Source organism: Achromobacter sp. ISS7, assembly GCF_056523125.1.
In genome coordinates this window covers 3,749,739-3,771,892 of the sequence record NZ_JAWRZD010000001.1, presented here as the reverse complement: position 1 = coordinate 3,771,892, position 22,154 = coordinate 3,749,739, and the positions used below count along the sequence as shown (strand labels likewise).

The window sequence follows — 22,154 nt, the reverse complement described above, 5'->3', positions numbered from 1 at the left end:
CTTATTTCTCCTTGCCGAACAGGCCCGCGGGGCGCGTCAGCAGCACCACCGCCATCACGATGAACACGACCACGGTGGACGCCTCGGGATAGAACACCTTGGCCAGGCCTTCCAGCAGGCCCAGCGCCAGGCCGGTGACGATGGCGCCCATGATCGAGCCGAGGCCGCCGATCACCACCACCGCGAACACGATGTTGAGCAAGTTGGAGCCCATCAGCGGATTGATCTGCATGACGGGCGCGGCCAGCACGCCGGCCACGCCGGCCAGCGCCACGCCGAAGCCGTAGGTCAGCGTGATCATCACCGGCACATTGACGCCGAAGGCCTGCAGCAGCCGGGCGTTCTCGGTGCCGGCGCGCAGCAGCGCGCCCAGGCGGGTGCGCTCGAACAGGTACCAGGTCAGCAGGCACAGCGTCAGCGACGCCACCACCACGAAGGCGCGGTACGCCGGCAGGAACATGAAGCCCAGGTCGAAGCCGCCCTGCAGGATCTCGGGCGGCTCGTAGCCCACCCCGGAAATGCCGTAGAAGTAGCGAAAGCCGCCTTCCATCATCAGCGCGATGCCGAAGGTCAGCAGCAGGCCGTACAGGTGGTCCAGGTGGTAGAGCCGCTTGAGCAGCGTCTTCTCGATCACCACGCCGACCGCGCCGACCAGCAGCGGCGCCAGCACCAGCGCCGCCCAGAAATTGATTTGCGCGCCCGGGCCCAGCAGCTGCGGCAGCTGGGTGAAGCCGATCCACGCCAGGAATGCCGCCATCATGAACTGGGCGCCATGGGTGAAATTGACGATGTTGAGCAGGCCGAAGATGATGGCCAGCCCCATGCTGAGAATGGCGTAGAAGCAGCCGTTGATCAGCCCGACCAGCAGTTGGGCCAGCAGGGCGGGAAGCGAGATGTCGAACATAGTGGGCGGCGGGCGGACACGGGACGCGTCGGTTTGCGGGAGGCGCGCGTTGCCGCGCGCCGCGGGCGGATCGAACCGGCGCCGGGCGCGGACCGCCCGGCGCCGGCGGGCGTCATGACTTGTTCAGCGGGCAGGCGGCCTGCGGCTTGGGGAACACCTCGTCACCCTTCAGCACGGCCTTGACGTGGTAGTAGTCCCACGGCGCCTTGGATTCGGCCGGCGCCTTCACCTGCAGCAGCAGCATGTCGTGCACCAGCGCGCCATCGGCGCGCAGCTTGCCGTTGCGGATCACGGCGTCGTTGATGGTCATCTCGCGCAGCTTGGCCATGACCGCCGGCGCCTCGTCGGTGCCGGCCGCCTCGATCGCCTTCTGGTACGACAGCGTGGCCGAATAGACGCCGGCCTGCGACGCCGTCGGCATCTTCTTGGCTTTCTCGAAGAACTTCCTGGCCCAGGCGCGCGAGGCGTCGTCGTAGTCCCAGTAGAACGCCTCGGTCAGGTACATGCCATGCGCCTTGGCCAGGCCCATGCTGTGCACGTCCGAGATGTAGGTCAGCAGCGGCGCCACGATCTGCTTCTTGGTGATGCCGAATTCATTGGCCTGCTTGACCGCGTTGACGGTGTCGTTGCCGGCGTTGGCCAGGGCGATCACGTCGGCCTTGGAGGCTTGCGCCTTCAGCAGGAACGACGAGAAATCGTTGCCGGGGAAGGGGTGGCGCGAGACGCCGACGACGCTGCCGCCGTTCTCCTGGATGACTTCGGTGGCGTCCTTTTCCAGCGAGTGGCCGAAGGTGTAGTCGGCGGTGATGAAGTACCAGGTCTTCTTGCCTTCCTTGACCAGCGCGCGCGCCGTGCCGGCCGCCAGCGCGTAGGTGTTGGTGGTCCACTGCGCGTTCAGCGGCGAGCACTTCTCGCCCAGGATCGCCGTCGACAGGCCGGCGGACGGCATGGTCACGCGGTTCTTCTGGCGCGCGATCTCCATCACGGCCAGCGCGGTCGACGCGGTGGGGAAGTCGGTGATCATGTCGACCTTGCCCTGGTCGAACCATTCGCGCGCCAGGTTGGCGGCGACGTCGGGCTTGTTCTGGTGGTCGGCGGCCACCACTTCGACCGGCTTGCCCAGCACCTTGTTGCCCATTTCCTCGGCCGCCATGCGCGCCGCGATCACCGAGCCGTTGCCGGCCAGGTCGGAATAGACGCCTGACAGGTCGGTCAGCACGCCGACCTTGACGATGCCGTCGCTGATGCCGGCCTCGGCATGGGCGACGCCCGCCAGGCCAATGGCGCACAGCGCCGCTGCGATTCGATTCAATTTCATCTGACTACGCTCCGTATGGGAATGGGGGGACTGCGGTCGGAAGCACCACGGGAAACTGCAACGACGGGGAACTGCCCGCGACGGCCCTCAGATGCCGAGCAGGGCGTTGAGGCGGTCCTGCGACCGCTCGACTTCGGCCCGCTCGATCACGGCGGCCACCTGGCCATGCTCGATGACGTAATGGCGGTCGGCCAGGTGCCGGGCGAAGCGGAAGTTCTGCTCGACCAGCACGGTGGTGTAGCCGCGCTCCTGCAATTGCCGGATCACCCGGCCCAGCGCCTGCACGATGACCGGCGCCAGGCCTTCGGTGATTTCATCGAGCAGCAGCAGGCGGGCGCCGGTGCGCAGGATGCGCGCCATCGCCAGCATCTGCTGCTCGCCGCCCGACAGCCGGGTGCCGGGGCTGTGGGCGCGTTCCTTCAGGTTGGGGAACATCGTGTAGATCTCGTCCACCGACATGCCGTCCGGCCCCACCGTGGGCAGCAGCATGAGGTTTTCCTCGGCGGTCAGCGAGGCGTAGATGCCGCGCTCTTCGGGGCAATAGCCGATGCCCCGGCGCGCGATCTTGTGCGGCGGCAGGCCGATGGTTTCCTGGCCTTCCACCTTGATGGAGCCGCTGCGCCGGCCCACCAGGCCGAGCACCGACTTCAGGGTCGAACTGCGGCCGGCGCCGTTGCGGCCCAGCAGCGTGATGCACTCGCCGGCCTTCACGTCCAGGTCGATGCCGTGCAGGATGTGCGATTCGCCGTACCAGGCATGCAAATCGCGGATCTCCAGCATGGCGCGCGCGGTGGTCTTGTCATTCATCGTCCGCTCCCATGTACGCTTCGCGCACCGCGGGGTTCGCGGACACCTCTGCGTACGGGCCTTCGGCCAGGATCTCGCCGCGCTGCAGGACGGTGATGCGGTCGCAGATGTCGGCCACCACCTTCATGTTGTGTTCCACCATCAGGATGCTGCGGCCGGCCGAGACCTGCTTGATCAGGTGCTTGACGCGGTCCACGTCCTCGTGGCCCATGCCCTGGGTCGGTTCGTCCAGCAGCAACAGCTCGGGTTCCAGCGCCAGCGTGGTGGCGATCTCCAGCGTGCGCTTGCGGCCGTAGGGCAGGTCGCCGGCGGCCACGTCCAGTTGCGCGCGCAGGCCGACCTGGTCGAGCAGTTCCTCTACGCGCGCATGCAGCCGCTCCAGCGAGCGTTCGGAACGCCAGAAGCAATAGTCCACGCCCAGCTTGCGCTGCAAGGCCACGCGCACGTTCTCGCGCACCGACAGTTGCGGGAACACCGCCGAGATCTGGAACGAGCGCACGATGCCGCGCCGCGCCGTCTGCGCCGGCCGTTCGCCGGTGATGTCGACGCCCTCGTAGACGATCTCGCCGCGGGTCGGGATGTGGAACTTGGTGAGCAGGTTGAAGACCGTGGTCTTGCCGGCCCCGTTGGGACCGATCAGCGCATGGATCGCGCCGCGCCTGACGCTCAGGTTGACGTCGTTGACCGCCACGAAGCCGCGGAATTCCTTGGTGAGGCCGCGGGTCTGAAGGATGATGTCGCTGTGCATGGTGTCCGAGAGGCTGGCGGGAGGACGGCGCGCCACGGTCCTGCGGGCGCGCCGGTCCTGCTTCGGGCTGGGTCGTTTACTTCGACTTGTATTGCCGCGGCCGCTTGGCCAGCGCCGCTTCGATGATGCCGGCGCAGCGTTCGCGCTCGGCGCCCACCAGCGGCAGGCGCGGACGGCGCACGTGCTCGTTGCCGACGCCGGCCAGGGTCTCGGCCAGTTTGATGTTCTGCACCAGCTTGGTCGACACATCCAGGTGCAGCAGCGGCGTGAACCACTGGTACAGCGCCAGCGCTTCCTGCCACTTGCCGGCCTTCATCAGGTCGTACAGCGCCACGGTCTCGCGCGGGAAGGCGGTCACTAGGCCGGCCAGCAGGCCGTCGGCGCCCAGCGCCAGGGCTTCGAACGACAGGTCGTCGACGCCGATGAACAGCTGGAAGCGATCGCCCAGTCTGTTGCGCAGGTCGGTCACGCGGCGGATGTCGTCGCTGCTTTCCTTGATCGCCACCAGCCATTGGCAATCGGCCAGCTCGGCCATGTGCTCGGGCTTGAGGTCCACGCGATAGGCGACCGGATTGTTGTAGATCATGCAGGGCCTGGCAGCGGCCTCGGCCATGGTGCGGATGCTTTGCATCGCCTCGCGCGCATCGGCCACGTAGATCAGCGAGGGCATCAGCATGAAGCCATCCACGCCCAGCTCGACCGCCGCCTTGATGAAGCGCAGCGCCTCGCGGGTGCTGGTCTCGGACACGTTGGCCAGCACCGGGATGCGGCCGCGGCTGACTTCCACGGCGCAACGCGTCACCGCCAGCTTTTCCTCCAGCGTCAGGGTGCTGGCTTCGCCCAGCGAACCGCAGGTGACGAGGCCATGGACGCCGTTGTCGATCAGGAAGCCGAAATGCTCGCGCATCGCTTCGAAGTCGAGGGTTTCGTCGGCATGGAACTTACTGGTTACGGCAGGAAAGACGCCCTGCCAACGCACGTTACTCAACTGGATTCTCCTCGGATGGCCGGCGCCGCGAAGGAAGAGCGGCGGGTGGGAGAAAGTCTAATATCCGTTAAATATATTTAGAAGATATTTTGATATGGGAGTTTCCCGAGAGCGGGTTTTCCCCCGGGAACAGACGCGCTGGGTTGGATGAGGCGCTGGCGACGCGGGCCTGCCGCGTCAACCGGCCTTGCGCCGATAGGCGCGGCTGGCGTCCTTGATGAACGTCTTCACGGCGTCGTCGTACTGCTCGCCGCTGCGGAACGCGCCCGAATGGGTGGCGCCCTCGATCTTGACCAGCCGCTTCAGGTCGGGCGAGACGCTGCGCGCGGCGGCGTAGAGCTCGTCGCTCATGGTGTGGGGCACCACGCGGTCGGCGGTGCCGTGCATGAACAGCATTGGCGTGTGCATGGCGGCCAGCTTGTCGACCGAATCGAACGGCTGCGTCACCAGCAGGCTGGCGCCGGGCACGCGGCCCCACTTCAGGGTCGCCAGCATGGCGCTGATGCTGGTGAAGCTGGATTCGACGATCAGGCCGGCGAAGTCGGGCTGGTCCGGCCGCGCCGCCAGGTCGATGGCAATGGCGCCGCCCAGGCTATGGCCGTAGACGAAGCGGCGCGCCGGGTCGGGCTGCAGGCGGGCCAGTTCCTTCAACCCGGCCATCGCGTCTTCCAGCGCGCTGGCCTCGGACGGCAGGCGCGGCGTGGACGCGCCGAAGCCGCGGTAGTCGATCGCCAGGATCGAATAGCCCTTGCGGGTCCAGCCGTCGATGCGGAAGGCGCTGCCATTGAGGTTCCAGCGCGCGCCATGCAGGTACAGCACGGTGGGCGCGTCGGCCTGCGGACTTTGCCAGTACCAGGCGCGGACCTTGTCGCCGTTGGCCAGCGTCAGGTCGTAGACCTGGGTGCCCTTGGCCGGCTCGCGCCACCACGTCTGCGGCTCGGATTGCGGCGAGAAGATGGTCTGGCGCTGCCAGGAGTCGAGCTGCGAGCAGCCGACCACGCTGGCGGCGGCGAGCACGGCGGCGCCGATCAGGCGGCGCAAGGTCAGTCGGGGCAGGGCGGGCATGGGGAGTTTGACCCGCGCCAACGGGCGCGGTTCCGCCGCCAGCATACAACGCGCGAGGGTGGCCAGCCGCGTCAAGCGGTGTCCGGATGCATCTCCCGCGCCAGCGCCAGCCAGGCCTGCGCCGCGTGCGACAGATAGCCGCCGCGGCGCCACACCAGGCCCATCTCCCAATCCGTGCCGGCATCGCGCAGCGGCACCCGCGCCACGCCCGTGTGCCGTTCCTCGTTGGCCTTCAGGCGCGGCAGGAAGGCGACCCCCAAGCCGGCCATGACCAGCGCCGCGATGAAGTCGGTCTGGCCGCTGCGGGCGGCGATCGCCGGGGCGAAGCCGGCCCGCTGGCAGGCGTCCAGGATGACGCGGTTCAGCGCGAAGCCGGTCTCGAACAGGATGAAGGGAGAGTCGCGCAACTGCTCCAGGCCGATGGCGGCGGCGCGCGCGCCGGCGTGGTCGGCGGGCAGCAACGCGATCAGCGGCTCGCGCGCCACCGGCTGCCAGTCGAGTTCGCCGGATTCCGGCCGCAGCGAGGCCGCCAGCTCGATCTCGCCGGCCATCACCATTTCCTCGAGACGATGGCCGCCATGTTCCAGCAGGCTGATCTCGATCTGCGGATAGCGGCTGCGAAAGCGCGCGAACATCGGCGCGAACAGCGCGTTGCTGCCCAGCGGCGGCAGGCCCAGCCGCAGCACGCCGCGCTTCAGGCCGCGCAGCTCGTCCAGCTCGGCGTACAGATCGTCGCGTTCGGCCAACATCTTGACCGCGCGCCGGTAGACGATCTCGCCGGCCTCGGTCAGCCGCGGCGGCTGCGCCTGGCGGTCGAGCAGGGGCATGCCGATTTCGTCCTCCAGCTGGCGCACGGCCTTGCTGACCGTGGGCTGGGTGGCGAACACGGCCTTGGCCGCCTGGGAAAAACCGCCTTGGCGGACCACCTCCACCAACGCGCGCAAGGGGCGCAGATCCATGGTTATGCCTGATTGGAATGGGTTGAATTCGACAAATTCATTTTATCTATGCCCCGGCCAGGCGTAAAACGTTTCCATCCGCTGGAATCTTTTCCCATGTCTCGCCCACGCCATTTAGTCCTCCTGCGCAGCGTGCTGCGCCGCAGCCGCTTGCTGCAGATCGTCCTCATCACCCTGTTCGCCCTGTTGGGCCAGATGCTGGCCAACGCGGCCGGCCTGCCGGTGCCGGGCGGCGTCATCGGCATGGCGCTGGTGCTGGCGTTGCTGGCTTCGGGCCTGCTGCGGGTGCGCAACGTGCATCGCGGCGCCAGCTGGCTGCTGGGCGAGATGCTGCTGTTCTTCGTGCCGGCGGTGATGTCGCTGCTGGAGCACCGCGAATTCCTGGGCGTGCTGGGCGCCAAGCTGCTGGTCGTGATCCTGCTGGGCACGGCCCTGGTCATGGCCGGCACCGCGCTGACGATCGACCTCTGCTATCGCTGGATGAACCGCCATGCGGGCTGAATTCAATCTGCTGTTCTGGCCGCTGGCCACCGTGCTGGCCTATGCCTGCGCGCGCCTGTTCTACCGCCGCTATGCGTACTGGTGGACGTCGACGCTGGTGGTGGCGCCGGCCTTGCTGCTGATGCTGGCGTTGCTCCTGCACACCGGCTATCGCGACTACATGTCCGGCTCGCACTGGCTGATGATGATGCTGGGCCCGGTGATCGTCGCCTTCGCGCTGCCGCTGTACGAGCTGCGCGCGCTGATCCGCCGCTACTGGCCGGTGCTGGCGGCGGGCGTGGTGGTCGGCAGCGCCATCGCGGGCCTCAGCGCCTGGCTGCTGGGCAGCCTGCTGGACCTGCCACCCGATCTGCGGCTGAGCCTGTTGCCGCGCTCGGTGGCCACGCCGTTCGCGGTGGCGGTGTCATCGCACGTCGGCGGCGCGCCCGACCTGACCGCGGTGTTCGTCATCGTCACCGGGGTGTTCGGCGCGGCCATCGGCCAGTTCATGCGCCGCTGGCTGCCGCTGCGCTCGGCGCTGGCGCGCGGCGCCCTGTTCGGCATGGGCGCGCACGGCGCCGGCACCGCCAAGGCGCGCGAGCTGGCGGCCGAAGAAGGCGCGGTGGCCGGCCTGGTGATGGTGATGGCGGGGCTGTTCAACGTGCTGGTCACGCCCGCCGTGGTGGTGGCGCTGCTGGCCTGACCCCGCGGCCGCGCGACCGGCCGCGTCAGTGGAAGGCTTCCAGCGCCACCGGATACAGCGAGGCCACCAGCAGCAGCGCCATGCTGATGTTGAAGGCGCGGATCGCCCACGGCTTGTGCAGCACGCGCCGCAGGGCGGTGCCGAAGGTGACCCAGACGCCGATGCTCGGCAGATTGACGATGCCGCAGACCACGGTGGCGATGACCAGGTTGGCGAAGAAGCCGGCCTGCGGCGTGTAAGTGGCGATCACGCCGACGGCCATCACCCAGGCCTTGGGGTTGACCCACTGGAACGCGGCGGCCTGCAGGAAGGTCATCGGCTTGCCGCTGACCGCGCCGTCTTCCATGCCGCCCGAATTGGCGATCTTCCAGGCCAGGTACAGCAGATAGGCGGCGCCCACGTACTTGAGTACCGTGTACAGCTGCGGCACCTGCTGGAACACCGACCCCAGCCCCACGCCCACCAGGAAGATCATCAGGGTGAAGCCGAGGTTCACCCCCAGCAGGTGCGGCATGCTGCGGCGGAAACCGAAATTCAGGCCGGACGCGGCCAGCATGACATTGTTCGGCCCGGGGGTGATCGAACTGACCAGGGCGAACAGCGCCAGGGGACCCAGCAAGGACAGGGAAGCGAGCGGCACATCGGCCAGGCTGGCGGGGAACAACGTCATTTCTTGACTCCAATGATCGCGCGGCGTCCGCCGGCGATGACCACGATGACGGCGGCGGCGAACAGGTATGTGCCCGGATCCACCGCTTCGTCGAAAAACAGGGCTGCGGCCAGCACCGTCAGGAACGGCTGCAGCAATTGAATCTGCCCGACCCGGGCGATGCCGCCCGCGGCCAGGCCGCGGTACCAGGCGAAAAATCCCAGGAACATCGAGCCGAAGGCCAGATAGGCGCAGGCCGCGATCACGTTCGCGTCCGGCCAGCCGGGCTGCCGCGCGGCCATCCAGCCCACCGGCACGGCCAGCACTGGCGCGCTGATCACCAGCGCCCAGCAGATGGTGCGCCAGCCGCCGAGCGTGCGCGCGGCGCGGGCGCCCTCGGCATACCCCAGGCCGCCCAGCAGCACCGCCAGCAGTAGCCAGAAATCGCCGATCGACAGCGTGCCGTGGCCCTGGCGCAAGGCGAACGCCGCCACCAGCACGGCGCCCACCGCGGCCCAGGCCCAGAACGCGGGCGACGGCCGTTCACCGCTGCGCCAGGCCGCGAATACGGCGGTCGACAGCGGCAGCAGGCCGTTGAACACGGCGCCGTGCGACGACGGCACGGTCTGCATCGCCAGCGACGAGGCCAGCGGCCAGCCGACCACGATGCCCAGCGCGGCCAGGATCACGCCCGGCCATTCGGCGCGTCCGGGCCGGCGGCTGCGGGTCAGCCACAGCAGCGCCAGGGCCGGCGCCGCGGCCAGCAGGGCGCGTCCCAGGCCCACCAGCAGCGGCGGCAGTTCCGTCACCGCCACGCGCGTCATCGGCAACGTCAGCGAAAACACCAGCACCCCCAGGAAACCGTAGCCGTAGCCTTCCCAGGGCGACGCGACGGGGGCGGCCTGGATGGCGGGATACGGCACGGAGCGGCTCATGGCGGGGCGTTCGAGAAAAGGGGCTGTCCGCGGGACTTGCGGGTTGTAGCCATTGCTGTCACTCTACGCATAGTCATCGGTACAGTACCGGTACACTTATACATGTCACTTCAACCACTGGCCTGGTGAAATCCCCATGACAGTTGCTTCGCCCTCCATGCCCTGGCAGCCCGTGCGCCAGGCCGACGCCACGCTGGTGGCGCAATTGGCCGATGGCCTGGCCCGGCGCATCGACGAGCAGGGCCTGCGTCCGGGGACCCGCCTGCCGTCCATCCGCAAGATGGCCGAGCAGTCCGGCGTCAGCCGCTTCACGGTGGTGGAAGCCTACGACCGGCTGGTGGCGCGCGGCCTGGTGCAATCGCGCCGCGGGGCCGGTTTTTTCGTGCGCGCCCGCAGCGGGCCGCTGGCCCCGGTCCCCGTGCCAGCGTCGACGCAGAATCTGACGCCGCCGGCGCGGGTCGATATCGCCTGGCTGCTGCGCAGCATGTTCCGCGAGGGCGGCGGCCCTGGCATGCCCGGCGGCGCCGGCCTGCTGCCGGCCGACTGGCTCGATCCCGAAATGGTGGCGGGCGCGGTGCGCGCCGTGGGCCGTTCGGTGCGCGGCCATCTGGTGTCCTATGGCCATCCGCAGGGGTTTTCGCCGCTGCGCCAGCAGGTCGCCGCCTCGTTGCAGAGCGAGGGCGTGCCGGCCCATCCCGAGCGCAACCTGCTCACCACCAACGGCGTCACCCACGCGCTGGACCTGATCGCCCGCCTGCTGGTGCAACCCGGCGATACCGTGCTGGTCGAGGACCCGGCCTGGTTCGTCATCTTCGGCCGCCTGGCCGCCTTCGGCGCCCGCCTGATCGGCGTGCCGCGCGGGCCGGACGGCCCCGACACCGCCTTGCTCGAGCAACTGGCGGCGCAGCACAAGCCGAAGCTCTTCATCATCAACAGCGCGGTCCACAATCCCACCGGCCACACCCTGTCGGCCGGCGCCGCCTATGACATCCTGCGCATCGCCGAGCGCCACGATTTCATGGTGGTGGAAGACGACACCTACGGCGAGCTGCATCCGGGCGGCGCCATGAAGCTGGCGGTGCTGGACCGGCTCAACCGCGTCATCCTGGTCAGCGGCTATTCCAAGATGCTGGCGGCGAGCCTGCGCGTGGGCTATCTGGCCGCCAATCCCGACATCCTGCAGAAACTGGCCGACCTGAAAATGCTGGCCGGGCTGACCTCGCCCGAGCTGGGCGAACGGGTGGTGCACCGGGTGCTGATGGAAGGGCAGTACCGGCGCCATATCGAGCGCGTGCGGCTGCGGGTGGACGAGGCCCGGCAGCGCTGCCTGAAAGGCCTGCAGAAGCTCGGCCTGACGATCCCGCACGAGCCGCAGGCCGGCATGTTCGTGTGGGCCGATTGCGGGCGCGACAGCGAGGTGCTGGCCCGCGCCGCCGCCGACCAGGGCATGCTGCTGGCGCCCGGCACGCTGTTCTCGCCGTCGCAGGGGCCGTCGACCATGCTGCGCTTTTCGGTGCCGATGGTCGATGACCGCGGCGTCTGGAATCTGCTGGAAAAACTTTTCGCCTGAAACGGCTCCTACAATACCAGGCAGTCACCCCCCATCAAGGAATCGCCATGTCCGCACCGATCAAGCCCCTCACCGAGAATTTCGCCGTCGCCCCGCAACTGGGTCCCGACGACATGGCCGACGTGGCCGCCGCCGGCTACAAGAGCGTCATCATCAACCGTCCCGACTTCGAGGGCGGCCCCGACCAGCCGACCGCCGCCGACGTCTCCAGGGCCGCCGCCGCCGCCGGCCTGAAAATCGAATACCAGCCCGTCGTGGGCAGCGCCATGACCGCCGCCGACGTGGTCCGCTTCGCCGAACTGCTGCGCACCCTGCCTGGCCCCGTGCTGGCGTACTGCCGCACCGGCACCCGTTGCACCAATCTGTTCGCCGCCGCCCAGCAGCTGGGTTGACGCGCATCAAGGACCCCGGGTTCGCTTGATGTGAACCTGGCGGGTTTCCGGTAGCATGGAGATTCCTCTCAAACAGGAGCAGGCAAGATGTTCAAGAAGATCCTGATTCCCACCGACGGCTCGCCGCTGTCGGCCCAAGCCGCCAACGCCGGCATTTCCTTCGCGCGCTCCGTGGGCGCTGACGTCGTCGCCCTCTACGTGACGCAGCCGTTCGCCGCCACCATCGGTTTCGACGGCATGGCCGCGGCCTACGCCATCACCGACGAAGACTACGAAAAGGCCTCGGCCGAGCAGGCCGACAAGTACCTCAAGCAGATCACCGATCGCGCCGACACCGCCGGCGTGAAGTCCGAGGCGCGCGCCGTGTCGAACTTCAACGTGGCCGACGGCATCGTCCAGGCCGCCGCCGACGCCGGTTGCGACCTGATCTTCATCGGCAGCCACGGCCGCAGCGGCCTGTCGCGCCTGCTGCTGGGCAGCGTCACCGCCAAGGTGCTGTCGCTGGCCAGCACCGCCGTGCTGGTGTACCGCGTCAAGGAAGAAAAGAAGTAATCCCGGCCCCCGCGGCCTGAGTCAGGCCGCTGTCAGGCCCGCCGGCGCCAAGGCCGTGCCCAGCCCCTCCCACCGAGGGGCTTTTTCTTGCCCGCGGCATTCCCTATGGCGCTTATGGCTAAAGCTTGTAAACCGGCTCGCGGCGCGTAATATTTACGGATAAGTGCGGGCGCGGTTTCGCAACACCCGAGCACACCTCTCAACGCGGCATGGCGCCCGCCGCGGCAGTATCCGGTCGGACCTGCCGCCCATTCCTGGTGATTACTGCAAGGAACGAGGCCATGACTCGCAAGACGCCTATCGAGCTATACCGGAATATCGGCATCAGCGCCCACATCGACGCGGGCAAGACGACGACCACCGAGCGCATCCTCTTCTATACCGGTATCACTCACAAGATCGGCGAAGTGCATAACGGCGCCGCCGTGATGGACTGGATGGAGCAGGAACAGGAACGTGGCATTACCATCACGTCCGCCGCGACCACCGCCTTCTGGAAGGGCATGGGCGGCAACTATCCCGAACACCGCATCAACATCATCGACACGCCGGGCCACGTCGACTTCACCATCGAGGTCGAACGCTCCATGCGCGTGCTGGACGGCGCCGTCATGGTCTATGACGCGGTCGGCGGCGTGCAGCCGCAATCCGAGACGGTCTGGCGTCAGGCCAACAAGTACCGCGTGCCGCGGCTGGCCTTCGTCAACAAGATGGACCGCGTCGGCGCGGATTTCCTGCGCGTACAGCGGCAGATCACCGAGCGCCTGAAGGGCGACGCGGTGCCGGTGCAGTTGCCGGTGGGCGCCGAGGACGGCTTCGAGGGCGTGATCGACCTGGTCAAGATGAAGGCCATCATCTGGGACGACGCCAGCCAGGGCGTGCGTTTCGAGTACCGCGACATCCCGCCGGCGCTGCAGGCGCAGGCGCAGGAATGGCACGACAAGATGGTCGAGAAAGCGGCCGAGGCCAACGAGACGTTGCTGGAGAAATACCTGGGCGGCGAAGCGCTGACCGAAGCCGAGATCAAGCAGGGCCTGCGCCAGCGCACGGTCGCCAACGAGATCGTGCCGATGCTGTGCGGCAGCGCCTTCAAGAACAAGGGCGTGCAGGCCATGCTGGACGCGGTCATCGACTACCTGCCGTCGCCGGTCGACGTGCCCGCCATCAAGGGCCACGACGAGCGCGACCACGAAATCGAGCGCCATCCGACCGACAAGGAACCGTTCTCGGCGCTGGCCTTCAAGATCATGACCGACCCGTTCGTCGGCCAGCTGGTGTTCTTCCGCGTCTACTCGGGCGTGGTCAAGTCCGGCGACTCGGTCTACAACCCGATCAAGGAAAAGAAGGAGCGCCTGGGCCGCATCCTGCAGATGCACGCCAATGAACGGCGCGAGATCACCGAGGTCTACGCCGGCGACATCGCCGCCGCGGTGGGCGTCAAGGACGTGACCACCGGCGACACGCTGACCGACCCGTCGCACGTCATCGTGCTCGAACGCATGGTGTTCCCCGAGCCGGTCATCTCGCAGGCGGTCGAGCCCAAGACCAAGGCCGACCAGGAAAAAATGGGCATCGCCCTGGGCCGGCTGGCGCAGGAAGACCCGTCGTTCCGCGTGCGCACCGACGAGGAATCCGGCCAGACCATCATCTCCGGCATGGGCGAGCTGCACCTGGAAATCCTGGTCGACCGCATGAAGCGCGAGTTCGGCGTCGAGGCCACGGTGGGCAAGCCGCAGGTCGCCTACCGCGAGACCATCCGCAAGAGCTGTGACGAAGTCGAAGGCAAGTTCGTCAAGCAGTCGGGCGGCCGCGGCCAGTACGGCCACGTGGTGCTCAAGCTCGAACCGCAGGAACCGGGCAAGGGCTACGAGTTCGTCGACGCCATCAAGGGCGGCGTGGTGCCGCGCGAGTTCATCCCGGCGGTGGACAAGGGCATCCGCGAATCGCTCAACGCCGGCGTGCTGGCCGGCTATCCGGTGGTCGACGTGAAGGTGACGCTGTTCTTCGGTTCGTACCACGACGTGGACTCGAACGAAAACGCCTTCAAGATGGCCGGCTCGATGGCCTTCAAGGAAGGCATGCGGCGCGCCGATCCGGTGCTGCTGGAACCGATGATGCAGGTCGAGGTGGAAACGCCCGAGGACTTCACCGGCAACGTCATGGGCGATCTGTCGTCGCGCCGCGGCATGGTGCAGGGCATGGAAGACATCGCCGGGGGCGGCGGCAAGGTGGTGCGCGCCGAGGTGCCGCTGGCCGAGATGTTCGGCTACTCCACCTCGCTGCGTTCACTGACGCAAGGCCGTGCCACGTACACCATGGAGTTCAAGCACTACGCCGAAGCGCCGCGCCAGGTGGCGCAGGAAGTGATCGCGGCCCAGGGTTCGGGCCGCTGAATCCCGATCTGCCCGGAACAAGGGCCACCCGCGCGGGTGGCCCTTTTTTTCAGGCCGGGGCGGCAGCGCCAGCCGTCGTCGTCCGCATGCGCGAGGACGCCAGCTTCACGCCCAGCAGGATCATCACGAAGCCGTAGGCATGGAACAGCTGCGGCGCCTCGCCCAGCAGCGGCCAGGCCAGCAGCGCCGCATACACCGGCACCAGGAACATCGACAGGCCCGCGGTGGCGGGGCCGGCGCGGCTGATCAGCCGGCCGTAGACGTAATACGCGCCCAGGCTCGGCACGATCGCCAGGAACAGCAGCACCGCCGCCAGCCGCGGATCGCTCCAGGGCGGGGTGGCGCCGGCGGCGGCCTCGATCGCGGCGAACGGCGCCAGCGCGATCGCGCCGCCCAGCATCATCGCCGCCAGCCGCGCGCCATCGGGCACCGCCGGCAGCGTCAGGCGCCTTTGCAGCACCGTGTAGAACGCCCAGCCGGTGGCGGCCAGCAGCACCCACAGGTCGCCCTGGCCGAACGCCAGCCGCGCCAGCGCCCAGGCGTCGCCCCGCGTGAGCACCACCAGCACGCCGCCCAGCGCCAGCACCAGGCCGGTGGCGCGCAGGGGCGAAAGGGGTTTGCGCCAGAGAATCGCCTCCAGCAGCGCCACCAGGATCGGGCTGCACGAGAAGATCAGGGCGATGTTGGTGGCGCTGGTGCTCTGGGCGCCGATGTACTGCGGCGCCACCGCCACGCCCATGCCCAGCACCGCCAACGGCAGCAGCGTGGGCAGGCCGCGCCACAGCGCCTGGCGATGCCGCAGCAAGGCCGGCGCGGCCAGCGGCAACAGGATCAGGAAGGCGATCAGCCAGCGGCCGAAAGCCAGGAAAACGGGGGGAAGGGCGGCGTCATGGGCCCAGCGGGCGGCCACCATGTTGGAGGCGAATAGCGCCGGCGCGGCCAGGAGCATGGCGGTGCCGGACAGGCCCAGGCCGGTTCTTGCGGGTACTGCTGCTGCGTGAGACATGATTTCCCGCCGCGCGGATCGGCGCGCGGCACACTGCGGTGGACTACACCGGCGCCGGTGCCGGGTTGTGCCGCGGCGCGGGCGCTGGATCCGACGGGCGGGGTAATGCCCGTCTTGCTGGAAAGTCTACGACTGGGTCGGGAAAATAGGTTTCCTGATTCTCGCCATTCTGGCGGTGATAAAGGAATATATATCCTCTAGAATCCGGTTTTGCAGGGATATTCTCTTTTACGGATTTTCCGCCTTGTCCAACCCGCCCAAAATCGACGAAACCGACCGCAAGATCCTGCGCGCCCTGCGCGCCGACGGCCGCCTCACCAACCTGAAACTGGCCGAGCAGGTCGGCCTGTCGCCCACCCCCTGCTGGAACCGGGTCAAGGCGCTGGAGGACGCGGGCGTGATCGAGGGCTACGCGGCCCTGCTGAACCAGAAGGCGCTGGGCCTGCCCGATACCGTCATGATCGAGGTCACGCTCGAACACCACGACGATGACACGCTGGCGCGTTTCGGCGAGGCGATCACGCGCCTGCCGCAGGTGGTCGAGGCGTTCCTGGTGACGGGCGAATACGACTACCTGATCAAGGTCGCGGTGGCCGGCACCGAAGGCTACGAGGAATTCCTGCGCAAGCGGCTCTACAAGCTGCCCGGCGTGCGCCACAGCCGCTCGACCTTCGTGCTCAAGCGCCTCAAGCACACGCCGTCGGTCGAACCCTGACGGCGCGCGCGGCTCAGCCGCGCAGGAACGATTCGATGGCGCCGTTGAAGGCGCGCGGGTTGCCCAGGTTCATGCCGTGCGACGAGCCGGCGATGTCCAGCCGCCGCGATTGCGGCAGCCAACTCTCCAGGGCGTCGAGCACCGCGGGGTAGGGGGCCGGGCTCAATGCGCCGCCGATCAGCAGCGTTGGCAGGGTCAGCGAGGCGATCTGCTGCGGGCTCAGCGCGGCCGGTGTCACGCGGGCCTGGCCGAACAGCGTGCCGGCGTTGTCGCGCACCATTTCCTTGAACCAGGGCACCATGCGTTGCCAGGTGTCCGGCACCGTCACGGTATCGACGAACAGCGCCAGGCCTTCTTCCACGGCGCCGTCGCGGATCAGTTCGAGCGCCCGTTGGCGAAAGCCGCCCCGGGCATCGTCGTCGCCGGGCAGCGGCAGGCCGGGGTCGGCCAGCGTCAGGCTGCGCAGCGCGTCGGGGCGGGCCAGCGCCGCTTCCAGCGCCACCCGGCCGCCGCGCGAATGGCCCACCAGGTGGGCCGGCTCGCCGGCCACCTGGTCGATGAAGGCCAGCACGTCGGCGGCATGCTGCGCCACCGAGAAGCCGTCGCCTTCGCCATCCCAGGCCTCGGGCCAGTAGCGCCGCAGGCAGACTGCCAGCACGCGGAACGAGCGGCCCAGCGGCGCCATCTGCGATTTCCAGTAGCGGCAGTCCGACAGCGACCCGTGCACCAGCACCAGGGGCGCGCCCTCGCCGTATTCGGTGTAGGACATGGCGTAGCCGCCGACATCGACGGTTTGCAGGGGCAGGACGGGTTCGGAACGCATCGGGTTCGAGTAGGGAAAGCCAGGCCGGCATTCTAGCCCGTTAGCCCCCGTGGGCGCCGCCGTTGGGGCCGGGCGGCCGGGCTGATACACTCGATTCCCCCCTTCTCCCTCTCGCACGGAGCGCGCCCGATGTCCCCCGCCGATCTTCCCGAATCCGCCCAACGCGTTGCCCGCCTGCTGGCCGACCTGGGCCATGACAAGCCCGTGGTGGTGCTGCCGCAGACCGGCAAGACCTCGGCGGAAGCGGCGGCGGGCCTGGGCTGCGAAGTGGCGCAGATCGCCAAGTCGATCATCTTCCGCCGGGCCGCGGACGACGCGCCGGTGCTGGTCATCGCCAGCGGCATCAATCGCGTCGACGAGGCCAAGGTCGCCGAGCAGGTTGGCGCGCTGGCCAAGGCCGACGCCAAGTTCGTGCGCGAGATGACCGGCTACGCCATCGGCGGCGTCTGCCCCATCGGCCACGCGGTCAAGCCCGTGATGCTGCTGGACCAGGACCTGTTCCAGTACGACAGCCTGTGGGCGGCGGCGGGCCATCCGCACGCCGTGTTCAACCTGACGCCGCGGCAATTGGCCGCCATGACCGGCGCGCCGGTCGCCGACGTGGCGCAGCGCGCCTAGCGTTTCCAGGTAGTGAGCGCGCCGCCAGGGCGCGGGGGAAAAGGGCGTCCGCCGTATCAGTGCGGGTGGGCTTCCAGGTCGTCGATCAGCACCTGCAACCGTCCCTGCGAGCAGGCCTCGACCCGGCCGCGCACGCCGTACACGGCGGCCAGCGAGGCCGGCGTGATGACCTCGGCCGGCGCGCCCGCGGCGACCAGCTTGCCGCCGTGGATCATCACCGCCCGGTCGGCGTGCTGCAGCGCCACGTTCAGGTCGTGCAGCACGATCACCGTGATCAGGCCGTGCTGCGCGGTTTCCTGTTTCAGCAGCCGCATCACATGGAACTGGTAGTTCAGGTCCAGCGCCGACAGCGGCTCGTCCAGCAGCAGCACCCGCGGCCGCCGCACCAGCGCCTGGGCCAGTCCCACCAGTTGCTTCTGGCCGCCGGACAGCGCGTCCAGGTACGACAGCGCCAGATGACCAATGCCCAGCCGCACCAGCAGCCGGTCGATCGCATGCAGGTCGGCGGGCGGTCCCTCGGCCTCGCTGGCGCGCGCCGCCACCAGCACCGACTCGAACACCCGCAAATGCACGGCCGCGGGCAAGCTTTGCGGCAGGTAGACCAGATGGCGCGCGCGTGCCGCGAAGTCCAGCCGGACCAGATCCTTGCCGTCCAGCAGGGCGTGGCCGGCGCGCACCTTCACCAGGCCCGCCAGGGCCTTGAGCAATGTCGATTTGCCGCTGCCATTGGGGCCCAGCAGGGCCGTGACCTCGCCGGCGCCCAGGGGCGGCAGCGACAGGCCATGCAGCACGTCCTGGCCGCCATAGCCGGCGGTGATGGCCGAGATGGCCAGCGTTGGCGCCGCGCTCACGGCATGCTCCGGCGCAGCACCACCGCCACGAAGAACGGAATGCCGATCAGCGACGTGACGATCCCCACCGGCACGATGACGCCGGGCGCGAGGTTCTTGGACGCGACCGACGCCAGCGACAGGATGACGCCGCCCACCAGGGCGCTGCCCGGCAGGAAGAAGCGATGGTCCTCGCCCACCAGGCGGCGGGCGATATGGGGCGCGATCAGGCCGATGAAGCCGATGGTGCCGACGAACGCCACCGCCAGCGCCGACAGCAGGCTGACGCGCGCCAACGCCGTCACCCGCACCCGGCGCACGTCCACGCCGAAGCTCGCCGCGCGTTCCTCGCCCAGCCGCAGCGCGGTCAGTTTCCAGGACTGGCGCATGGCCAGCGGCAGCGCCACGGCGAATGCCAGCCCCAGCGCGGCCACGGTGGTCCAGCTTGAACGCGACAGGCTGCCCATGGTCCAGAACACCAGGTTCTGCAGCGCCTCGGCGCTGGCGGTGAACTGCACCAGCGACACCAGCGCGTTGAAGGTGAACACCATGGCGATGCCGAACAGCACCACGCCCGAGCTGTTCATGCCGCCGCGGCGCGCCACGCCATCGAGCAGCAAGGCCGCCAGCATGGCGAACAGAAAGGCGTTGCCGGCGATCAGCCAGCCGTCGGGCACGCCGGGCAGTCCCAGGTGCAGCACGATGGCCAGCGACGCGCCAAAGGCGGCGGCGGACGACACGCCCAGCGTGAACGGGCTGGCCAGGGGATTGTTCAGGATGGTCTGCATCTCGGCGCCCGCCAGCCCCAGCGCCATGCCGACCAGCGCGGCCATCAGGGCATAAGGCAGCCGGATGTCCCAGACGATGACGCGCAGCGTCGGGTCGGCCGACGCCGGCGCGCTCAGGGTGCGCCACAGCTCGCCCCAGCCCAGGCCCGAGGGGCCGAGCGTGAAGTCGAGCAGCAGCCCAATGCAAATCGCCGCCAGCAGCAGGGCGATGAGCCCTGCCCGGCGGCGCAGGATGTGCCGATAGGCGGCGACCGCGGAGGCGGCTTCCGCCATTACTGCAGCAGTTGCAGGCGGCTCTTGGCCGTGTTGGCGGCCGGCGTGGTCGGGTAGTCGCGAACGATGCGCTGCAGCGTGGTCTTGGCGCCGGCGCGGTTGTTCATCTCGATCTGGCTGCCGGCGATGACCAGCAGGGCGTCGGGGGCGCGGGCGTTGTCGGGCGCCTTCTGCACCATGGCGTTCAACTGCTCGATGGCGCCCTTGAAGTCCTTCAGCGCGTAGCGGCTGCTGCCCAGGTAGAACTGGGCGCTGGGCGCGAGCTGGCTGGCGGGGTAGAGCGCGGTGAAGGCGGCCAGCGATTCGGACGCTTCCTTGTACTGGCCCTTGCGGAACAGGTCGATGGCGCCGTCGTAGGCGGCCTGCTCCTGCGGATCACCGGCCGTCGCGCCCGGCGGGTTGGCGCCGCCGGCGGCACCGCCCGGTTTGTTGGCGCTGGGCTGCTGGCGCGACACCAGTTCCAGCTGGTCGCGCAACTGGGCCACTTCCTGCTGCAGCGCCTGGATCTGGTCGGCCAATTGCAGCTTGGCGCGTTGGCTCTGCTCGTTCTGCTGCTGCACCTGCTGGCGCAAATCCAGGATGGCCTTGCGGGCCTCGTCATCTGAGAAAGCGTGGGCGGGCGCCGTCAGGGCGGCCAGCACCAGGCCGGTGGCCGCCATCAAGGGACGCAGGGACAGAACGTTATCGCGCATGAAAATTCCCGGGGGATAAAAACAAACGTCGGGACGGCCGGTTGACCGTCCCGACGCGTGGTGGGGCACTTAACTATACGAAAAGCTTAGCGCTGATAAACGATATCGGCGCGGCGGTTTTCCGCAAAGTCGGCTTCCGACGAGCCAGTCGCCTTCGGCTTTTCTTTACCGAAGCTGATGGTTTCGATCTGGTTGTCGCTGACGCCCAGCAGGGTCATCATGCGACGCACGGCGTCGGCACGGCGCTGGCCCAGGGCCAGGTTGTATTCGGCGCCGCCGCGTTCGTCGGTGTTGCCTTCGATCTTGATTTTCTGCTGCTGGTGCGAAGCCAGGTAACGGGCGTGGGTTTCCACCAAGCCGCGGTACTGGTCGGACACCGTGTAGCTGTCGAAGTCAAAGTATACCGAGCGCTGTTGCGCCAGGATGCTTTGGGGGTTGAAGGGATCAAGGATCTGGCCGGAGGCCGAGGATCCTTGGCCAGCGCCTCCGCCCTGACCCGCTTTATCGTCGAGAGGGACGGAGCTGCAAGCTGCCAGGGTGGCGGCCAGAGCGGCGATGGTTAGGCTTTTGGCAATGCGCGACTTCATGATAGTTCCTTTGCAAAGAGAGTCACACGTGTTATCGGGTAAATGGGCCCCAAGTCGGTTCACGTATTTCCCCGTTCAGTACCGAAAGCGTCTGCCGTACGCGGCCATCACTCGAAACGCCTGCAAGCACGCTACGTCCGTTTTGGATCGCGGCGTAGAGGACTTGCATGCCGTTCGGCGCGAAGCTTGGCGACTGATCGTCACGACCATCGGTCAACAAGTTCTCCGAGCCGGAGGACAGGTTCAACGATGCGATTCGGAACGCGCCGTCGCGTCTGGCAACGTACAGCAGCGTCGATCCATCGGGGGAAATTCGGGGTGAGATGTTGTAACCACCATTAAACGTGAGGCGGCGAGCATCGCCACCGTCCAGGCCGGTTTGATAAATTTGCGGCCCGCCGCTGCGGTCACTGGTAAAGATAATGGAACGGCCGTCCGGCGTAAAGCTCGGCTCGGTGTCAATCCCGGGAGAACGCGTAACTCGCTTCATATTCGAGCCGCCGGCCGCGCTAACGATGTAAATTTGCGACAGACCGTCACGCGTCAGGGCCACCGCCAGCTGGGTGCCGTCGGGCGACCAGCCGGGGGCGCTGTTGTTGCCCTTGAAGTTGGCGACCGGCACGCGGGCGCTGGTGGCCAGCGTGTGCACGTACACCACCGGCTTGCCGGATTCGAAGCTCACGTACGCCAGCTTGGAGCCATCGGGCGACCAGGCGGGCGAGATGATCGGCTCGCGCGAGCGCAGCGCGACCTGGGGATTCTGGCCGTCGGCGTCAGCCACCTGCAGTTCGTAGGTGGCGCCTTGCTTGAGCACGTAGGCGATGCGGGTCGAGAACACGCCGCGCACGCCGGTGATCTTTTCATAGATGCGGTCGGCGATCTGGTGGGCGACGCGGCGCAGTTCCTGCTCGGTGCCGGAGAACGCGACGCCGTCCAGCTGGCCCTTCTTGACCGTGTCGGCCAGGCGGTAGCGCACGTCGTAGCGGCCATCGGCGCCACGCACGATGCTGCCGTAGGCGATGAAGTCCGCGCCCTTGGCGCGCCAGTCGTCATGGGCGATGGGCGAATCGACGTTCAGGCCCGAGCCGGCGGCGCTGATCAGGCGGAACTGGCCCGTGCGGGTCAGGTCGGCGCGGATCACTTCGGCCAGGGCGCGGCCGTGGGCATCATCCACCGCGAAATCGGCGATGGCAACGGGGTATTGGGTGGCGCCGGTGCCGGAAATGTCGACACGCAGCTGGGCCTGGGCGGGCTTGAGCGCCATCAGGCACGCAAGCGCCAGCAGCAACAGGCCGAATCCATACGATCGCCAGAGAACGAGGGGGGAAGCTCGTCGGCTATGGGCGGGAGTCATAATCA

At 68.2% G+C, this 22,154-nt stretch carries 24 protein-coding genes; 8 read left to right on the top strand and 16 right to left on the bottom strand.

The genetic code is table 11. The features are described from left to right. Window position 1 precedes the first annotated feature (1 nt). The 7 genes from AC1HFW_RS16920 to AC1HFW_RS16890 form a co-directional block, all read right to left on the bottom strand. On the bottom strand, window positions 2-904 hold the full coding sequence (locus AC1HFW_RS16920; protein WP_006392891.1) for a branched-chain amino acid ABC transporter permease: 903 nt from the start codon (window positions 902-904) through the stop codon (window positions 2-4). A gap of 112 nt (window positions 905-1,016) precedes the next feature. Further along, window positions 1,017-2,222, bottom strand: a complete 1,206-nt coding sequence (locus tag AC1HFW_RS16915) for an ABC transporter substrate-binding protein (protein WP_479284519.1) — start codon at window positions 2,220-2,222, stop codon at window positions 1,017-1,019. A gap of 87 nt (window positions 2,223-2,309) precedes the next feature. Then, window positions 2,310-3,029, bottom strand: a complete 720-nt coding sequence (locus AC1HFW_RS16910) for an ABC transporter ATP-binding protein (RefSeq protein ID WP_006392893.1) — start codon at window positions 3,027-3,029, stop codon at window positions 2,310-2,312. Continuing rightward, window positions 3,022-3,777, bottom strand: a complete 756-nt coding sequence (locus tag AC1HFW_RS16905; RefSeq protein WP_479284517.1) for an ABC transporter ATP-binding protein — start codon at window positions 3,775-3,777, stop codon at window positions 3,022-3,024. Before AC1HFW_RS16905 ends, AC1HFW_RS16910 begins: the two co-directional genes overlap by 8 nt. A gap of 76 nt (window positions 3,778-3,853) precedes the next feature. Then, window positions 3,854-4,765: a dihydrodipicolinate synthase family protein gene (locus AC1HFW_RS16900; protein ID WP_479284516.1), complete on the bottom strand. Its 912-nt coding sequence runs from the start codon at window positions 4,763-4,765 to the stop codon at window positions 3,854-3,856. Between the two features lie 177 nt (window positions 4,766-4,942). Then, complete coding sequence (locus tag AC1HFW_RS16895; RefSeq protein WP_479284514.1) at window positions 4,943-5,830, bottom strand: alpha/beta hydrolase; 888 nt, start codon at window positions 5,828-5,830, stop codon at window positions 4,943-4,945. Between the two features lie 71 nt (window positions 5,831-5,901). After that, the gene (locus tag AC1HFW_RS16890; protein WP_006392897.1) at window positions 5,902-6,789 is read right to left on the bottom strand and encodes a LysR family transcriptional regulator; all 888 of its coding nucleotides are present in this window, start codon (window positions 6,787-6,789) and stop codon (window positions 5,902-5,904) included. Window positions 6,790-6,885: 96 nt separating this feature from the next. On the opposite strand from AC1HFW_RS16890, the gene AC1HFW_RS16885 reads away from it, so the two are divergent. Continuing rightward, window positions 6,886-7,290 (top strand): CidA/LrgA family protein, encoded by a 405-nt coding sequence (locus AC1HFW_RS16885; protein WP_061072444.1) that lies wholly within the window; start codon window positions 6,886-6,888, stop codon window positions 7,288-7,290. After that, window positions 7,280-7,972: an LrgB family protein gene (locus AC1HFW_RS16880; RefSeq protein ID WP_479284511.1), complete on the top strand. Its 693-nt coding sequence runs from the start codon at window positions 7,280-7,282 to the stop codon at window positions 7,970-7,972. Before AC1HFW_RS16885 ends, AC1HFW_RS16880 begins: the two co-directional genes overlap by 11 nt. A gap of 25 nt (window positions 7,973-7,997) precedes the next feature. Here the strand turns inward: AC1HFW_RS16880 and AC1HFW_RS16875 are convergent, their stop codons facing one another. After that, window positions 7,998-8,642: a LysE family translocator gene (locus AC1HFW_RS16875; protein WP_006392900.1), complete on the bottom strand. Its 645-nt coding sequence runs from the start codon at window positions 8,640-8,642 to the stop codon at window positions 7,998-8,000. Further along, a complete protein-coding gene (locus AC1HFW_RS16870; protein ID WP_479284510.1) occupies window positions 8,639-9,556 on the bottom strand; it encodes a DMT family transporter in 918 nt (305 codons plus the stop codon). Before AC1HFW_RS16870 ends, AC1HFW_RS16875 begins: the two co-directional genes overlap by 4 nt. Before the next feature lie 136 nt (window positions 9,557-9,692). On the opposite strand from AC1HFW_RS16870, the gene AC1HFW_RS16865 reads away from it, so the two are divergent. The 4 genes from AC1HFW_RS16865 (at window position 9,693) to fusA (ending at window position 14,463) form a co-directional block, all read left to right on the top strand. Beyond that, a complete protein-coding gene (locus AC1HFW_RS16865) occupies window positions 9,693-11,126 on the top strand; it encodes an aminotransferase-like domain-containing protein (protein ID WP_162876210.1) in 1,434 nt (477 codons plus the stop codon). A 47-nt stretch (window positions 11,127-11,173) separates the two neighbouring features. Beyond that, window positions 11,174-11,518: a protein tyrosine phosphatase family protein gene (locus AC1HFW_RS16860; protein WP_006392903.1), complete on the top strand. Its 345-nt coding sequence runs from the start codon at window positions 11,174-11,176 to the stop codon at window positions 11,516-11,518. Between the two features lie 87 nt (window positions 11,519-11,605). Next, on the top strand, window positions 11,606-12,070 hold the full coding sequence (locus tag AC1HFW_RS16855) for a universal stress protein (RefSeq protein ID WP_006388728.1): 465 nt from the start codon (window positions 11,606-11,608) through the stop codon (window positions 12,068-12,070). Between the two features lie 281 nt (window positions 12,071-12,351). Next, complete coding sequence (gene fusA, locus AC1HFW_RS16850) at window positions 12,352-14,463, top strand: elongation factor G (protein WP_006392904.1); 2,112 nt, start codon at window positions 12,352-12,354, stop codon at window positions 14,461-14,463. Window positions 14,464-14,512: 49 nt separating this feature from the next. On the opposite strand, the gene AC1HFW_RS16845 is transcribed toward fusA, so the two are convergent. Further along, on the bottom strand, window positions 14,513-15,469 hold the full coding sequence (locus AC1HFW_RS16845; protein WP_479284507.1) for a DMT family transporter: 957 nt from the start codon (window positions 15,467-15,469) through the stop codon (window positions 14,513-14,515). Window positions 15,470-15,713: 244 nt separating this feature from the next. Between AC1HFW_RS16845 and AC1HFW_RS16840 the strand changes: the two genes are divergently transcribed. Continuing rightward, window positions 15,714-16,184, top strand: coding sequence for an Lrp/AsnC family transcriptional regulator (locus tag AC1HFW_RS16840; protein WP_006392906.1), 471 nt, complete (start codon window positions 15,714-15,716; stop codon window positions 16,182-16,184). Window positions 16,185-16,197: 13 nt separating this feature from the next. Here the strand turns inward: AC1HFW_RS16840 and AC1HFW_RS16835 are convergent, their stop codons facing one another. Further along, window positions 16,198-17,007, bottom strand: a complete 810-nt coding sequence (locus AC1HFW_RS16835; protein WP_479284506.1) for an alpha/beta fold hydrolase — start codon at window positions 17,005-17,007, stop codon at window positions 16,198-16,200. Between the two features lie 129 nt (window positions 17,008-17,136). On the opposite strand from AC1HFW_RS16835, the gene AC1HFW_RS16830 reads away from it, so the two are divergent. Continuing rightward, window positions 17,137-17,625 carry a YbaK/EbsC family protein gene (locus AC1HFW_RS16830; RefSeq protein ID WP_006392908.1) on the top strand — a complete coding sequence of 163 codons (489 nt, stop codon included), beginning with the start codon at window positions 17,137-17,139 and terminating at the stop codon, window positions 17,623-17,625. Window positions 17,626-17,681: 56 nt separating this feature from the next. Here the strand turns inward: AC1HFW_RS16830 and AC1HFW_RS16825 are convergent, their stop codons facing one another. The 5 genes from AC1HFW_RS16825 to tolB all read right to left on the bottom strand — a co-directional run bounded on the left by AC1HFW_RS16825 (window position 17,682) and on the right by tolB (window position 22,149). Further along, complete coding sequence (locus tag AC1HFW_RS16825; RefSeq protein WP_479284505.1) at window positions 17,682-18,476, bottom strand: ABC transporter ATP-binding protein; 795 nt, start codon at window positions 18,474-18,476, stop codon at window positions 17,682-17,684. Then, entirely contained in the window at window positions 18,473-19,516 is a 1,044-nt protein-coding gene (locus AC1HFW_RS16820; protein WP_238891446.1) for a FecCD family ABC transporter permease, read from the bottom strand. The genes AC1HFW_RS16825 and AC1HFW_RS16820 overlap by 4 nt, the downstream gene beginning before the upstream one ends. Beyond that, window positions 19,516-20,208, bottom strand: a complete 693-nt coding sequence (ybgF, locus tag AC1HFW_RS16815; protein ID WP_006392911.1) for a tol-pal system protein YbgF — start codon at window positions 20,206-20,208, stop codon at window positions 19,516-19,518. The genes AC1HFW_RS16820 and ybgF overlap by 1 nt, the downstream gene beginning before the upstream one ends. Window positions 20,209-20,294: 86 nt before the next feature. Next, on the bottom strand, window positions 20,295-20,795 hold the full coding sequence (gene pal / locus AC1HFW_RS16810; RefSeq protein WP_006388738.1) for a peptidoglycan-associated lipoprotein Pal: 501 nt from the start codon (window positions 20,793-20,795) through the stop codon (window positions 20,295-20,297). 31 nt (window positions 20,796-20,826) lie between these two features. Further along, a complete protein-coding gene (gene tolB / locus AC1HFW_RS16805; protein WP_241073080.1) occupies window positions 20,827-22,149 on the bottom strand; it encodes a Tol-Pal system beta propeller repeat protein TolB in 1,323 nt (440 codons plus the stop codon). Between the last annotated feature and the right edge of the window lie 5 nt (window positions 22,150-22,154).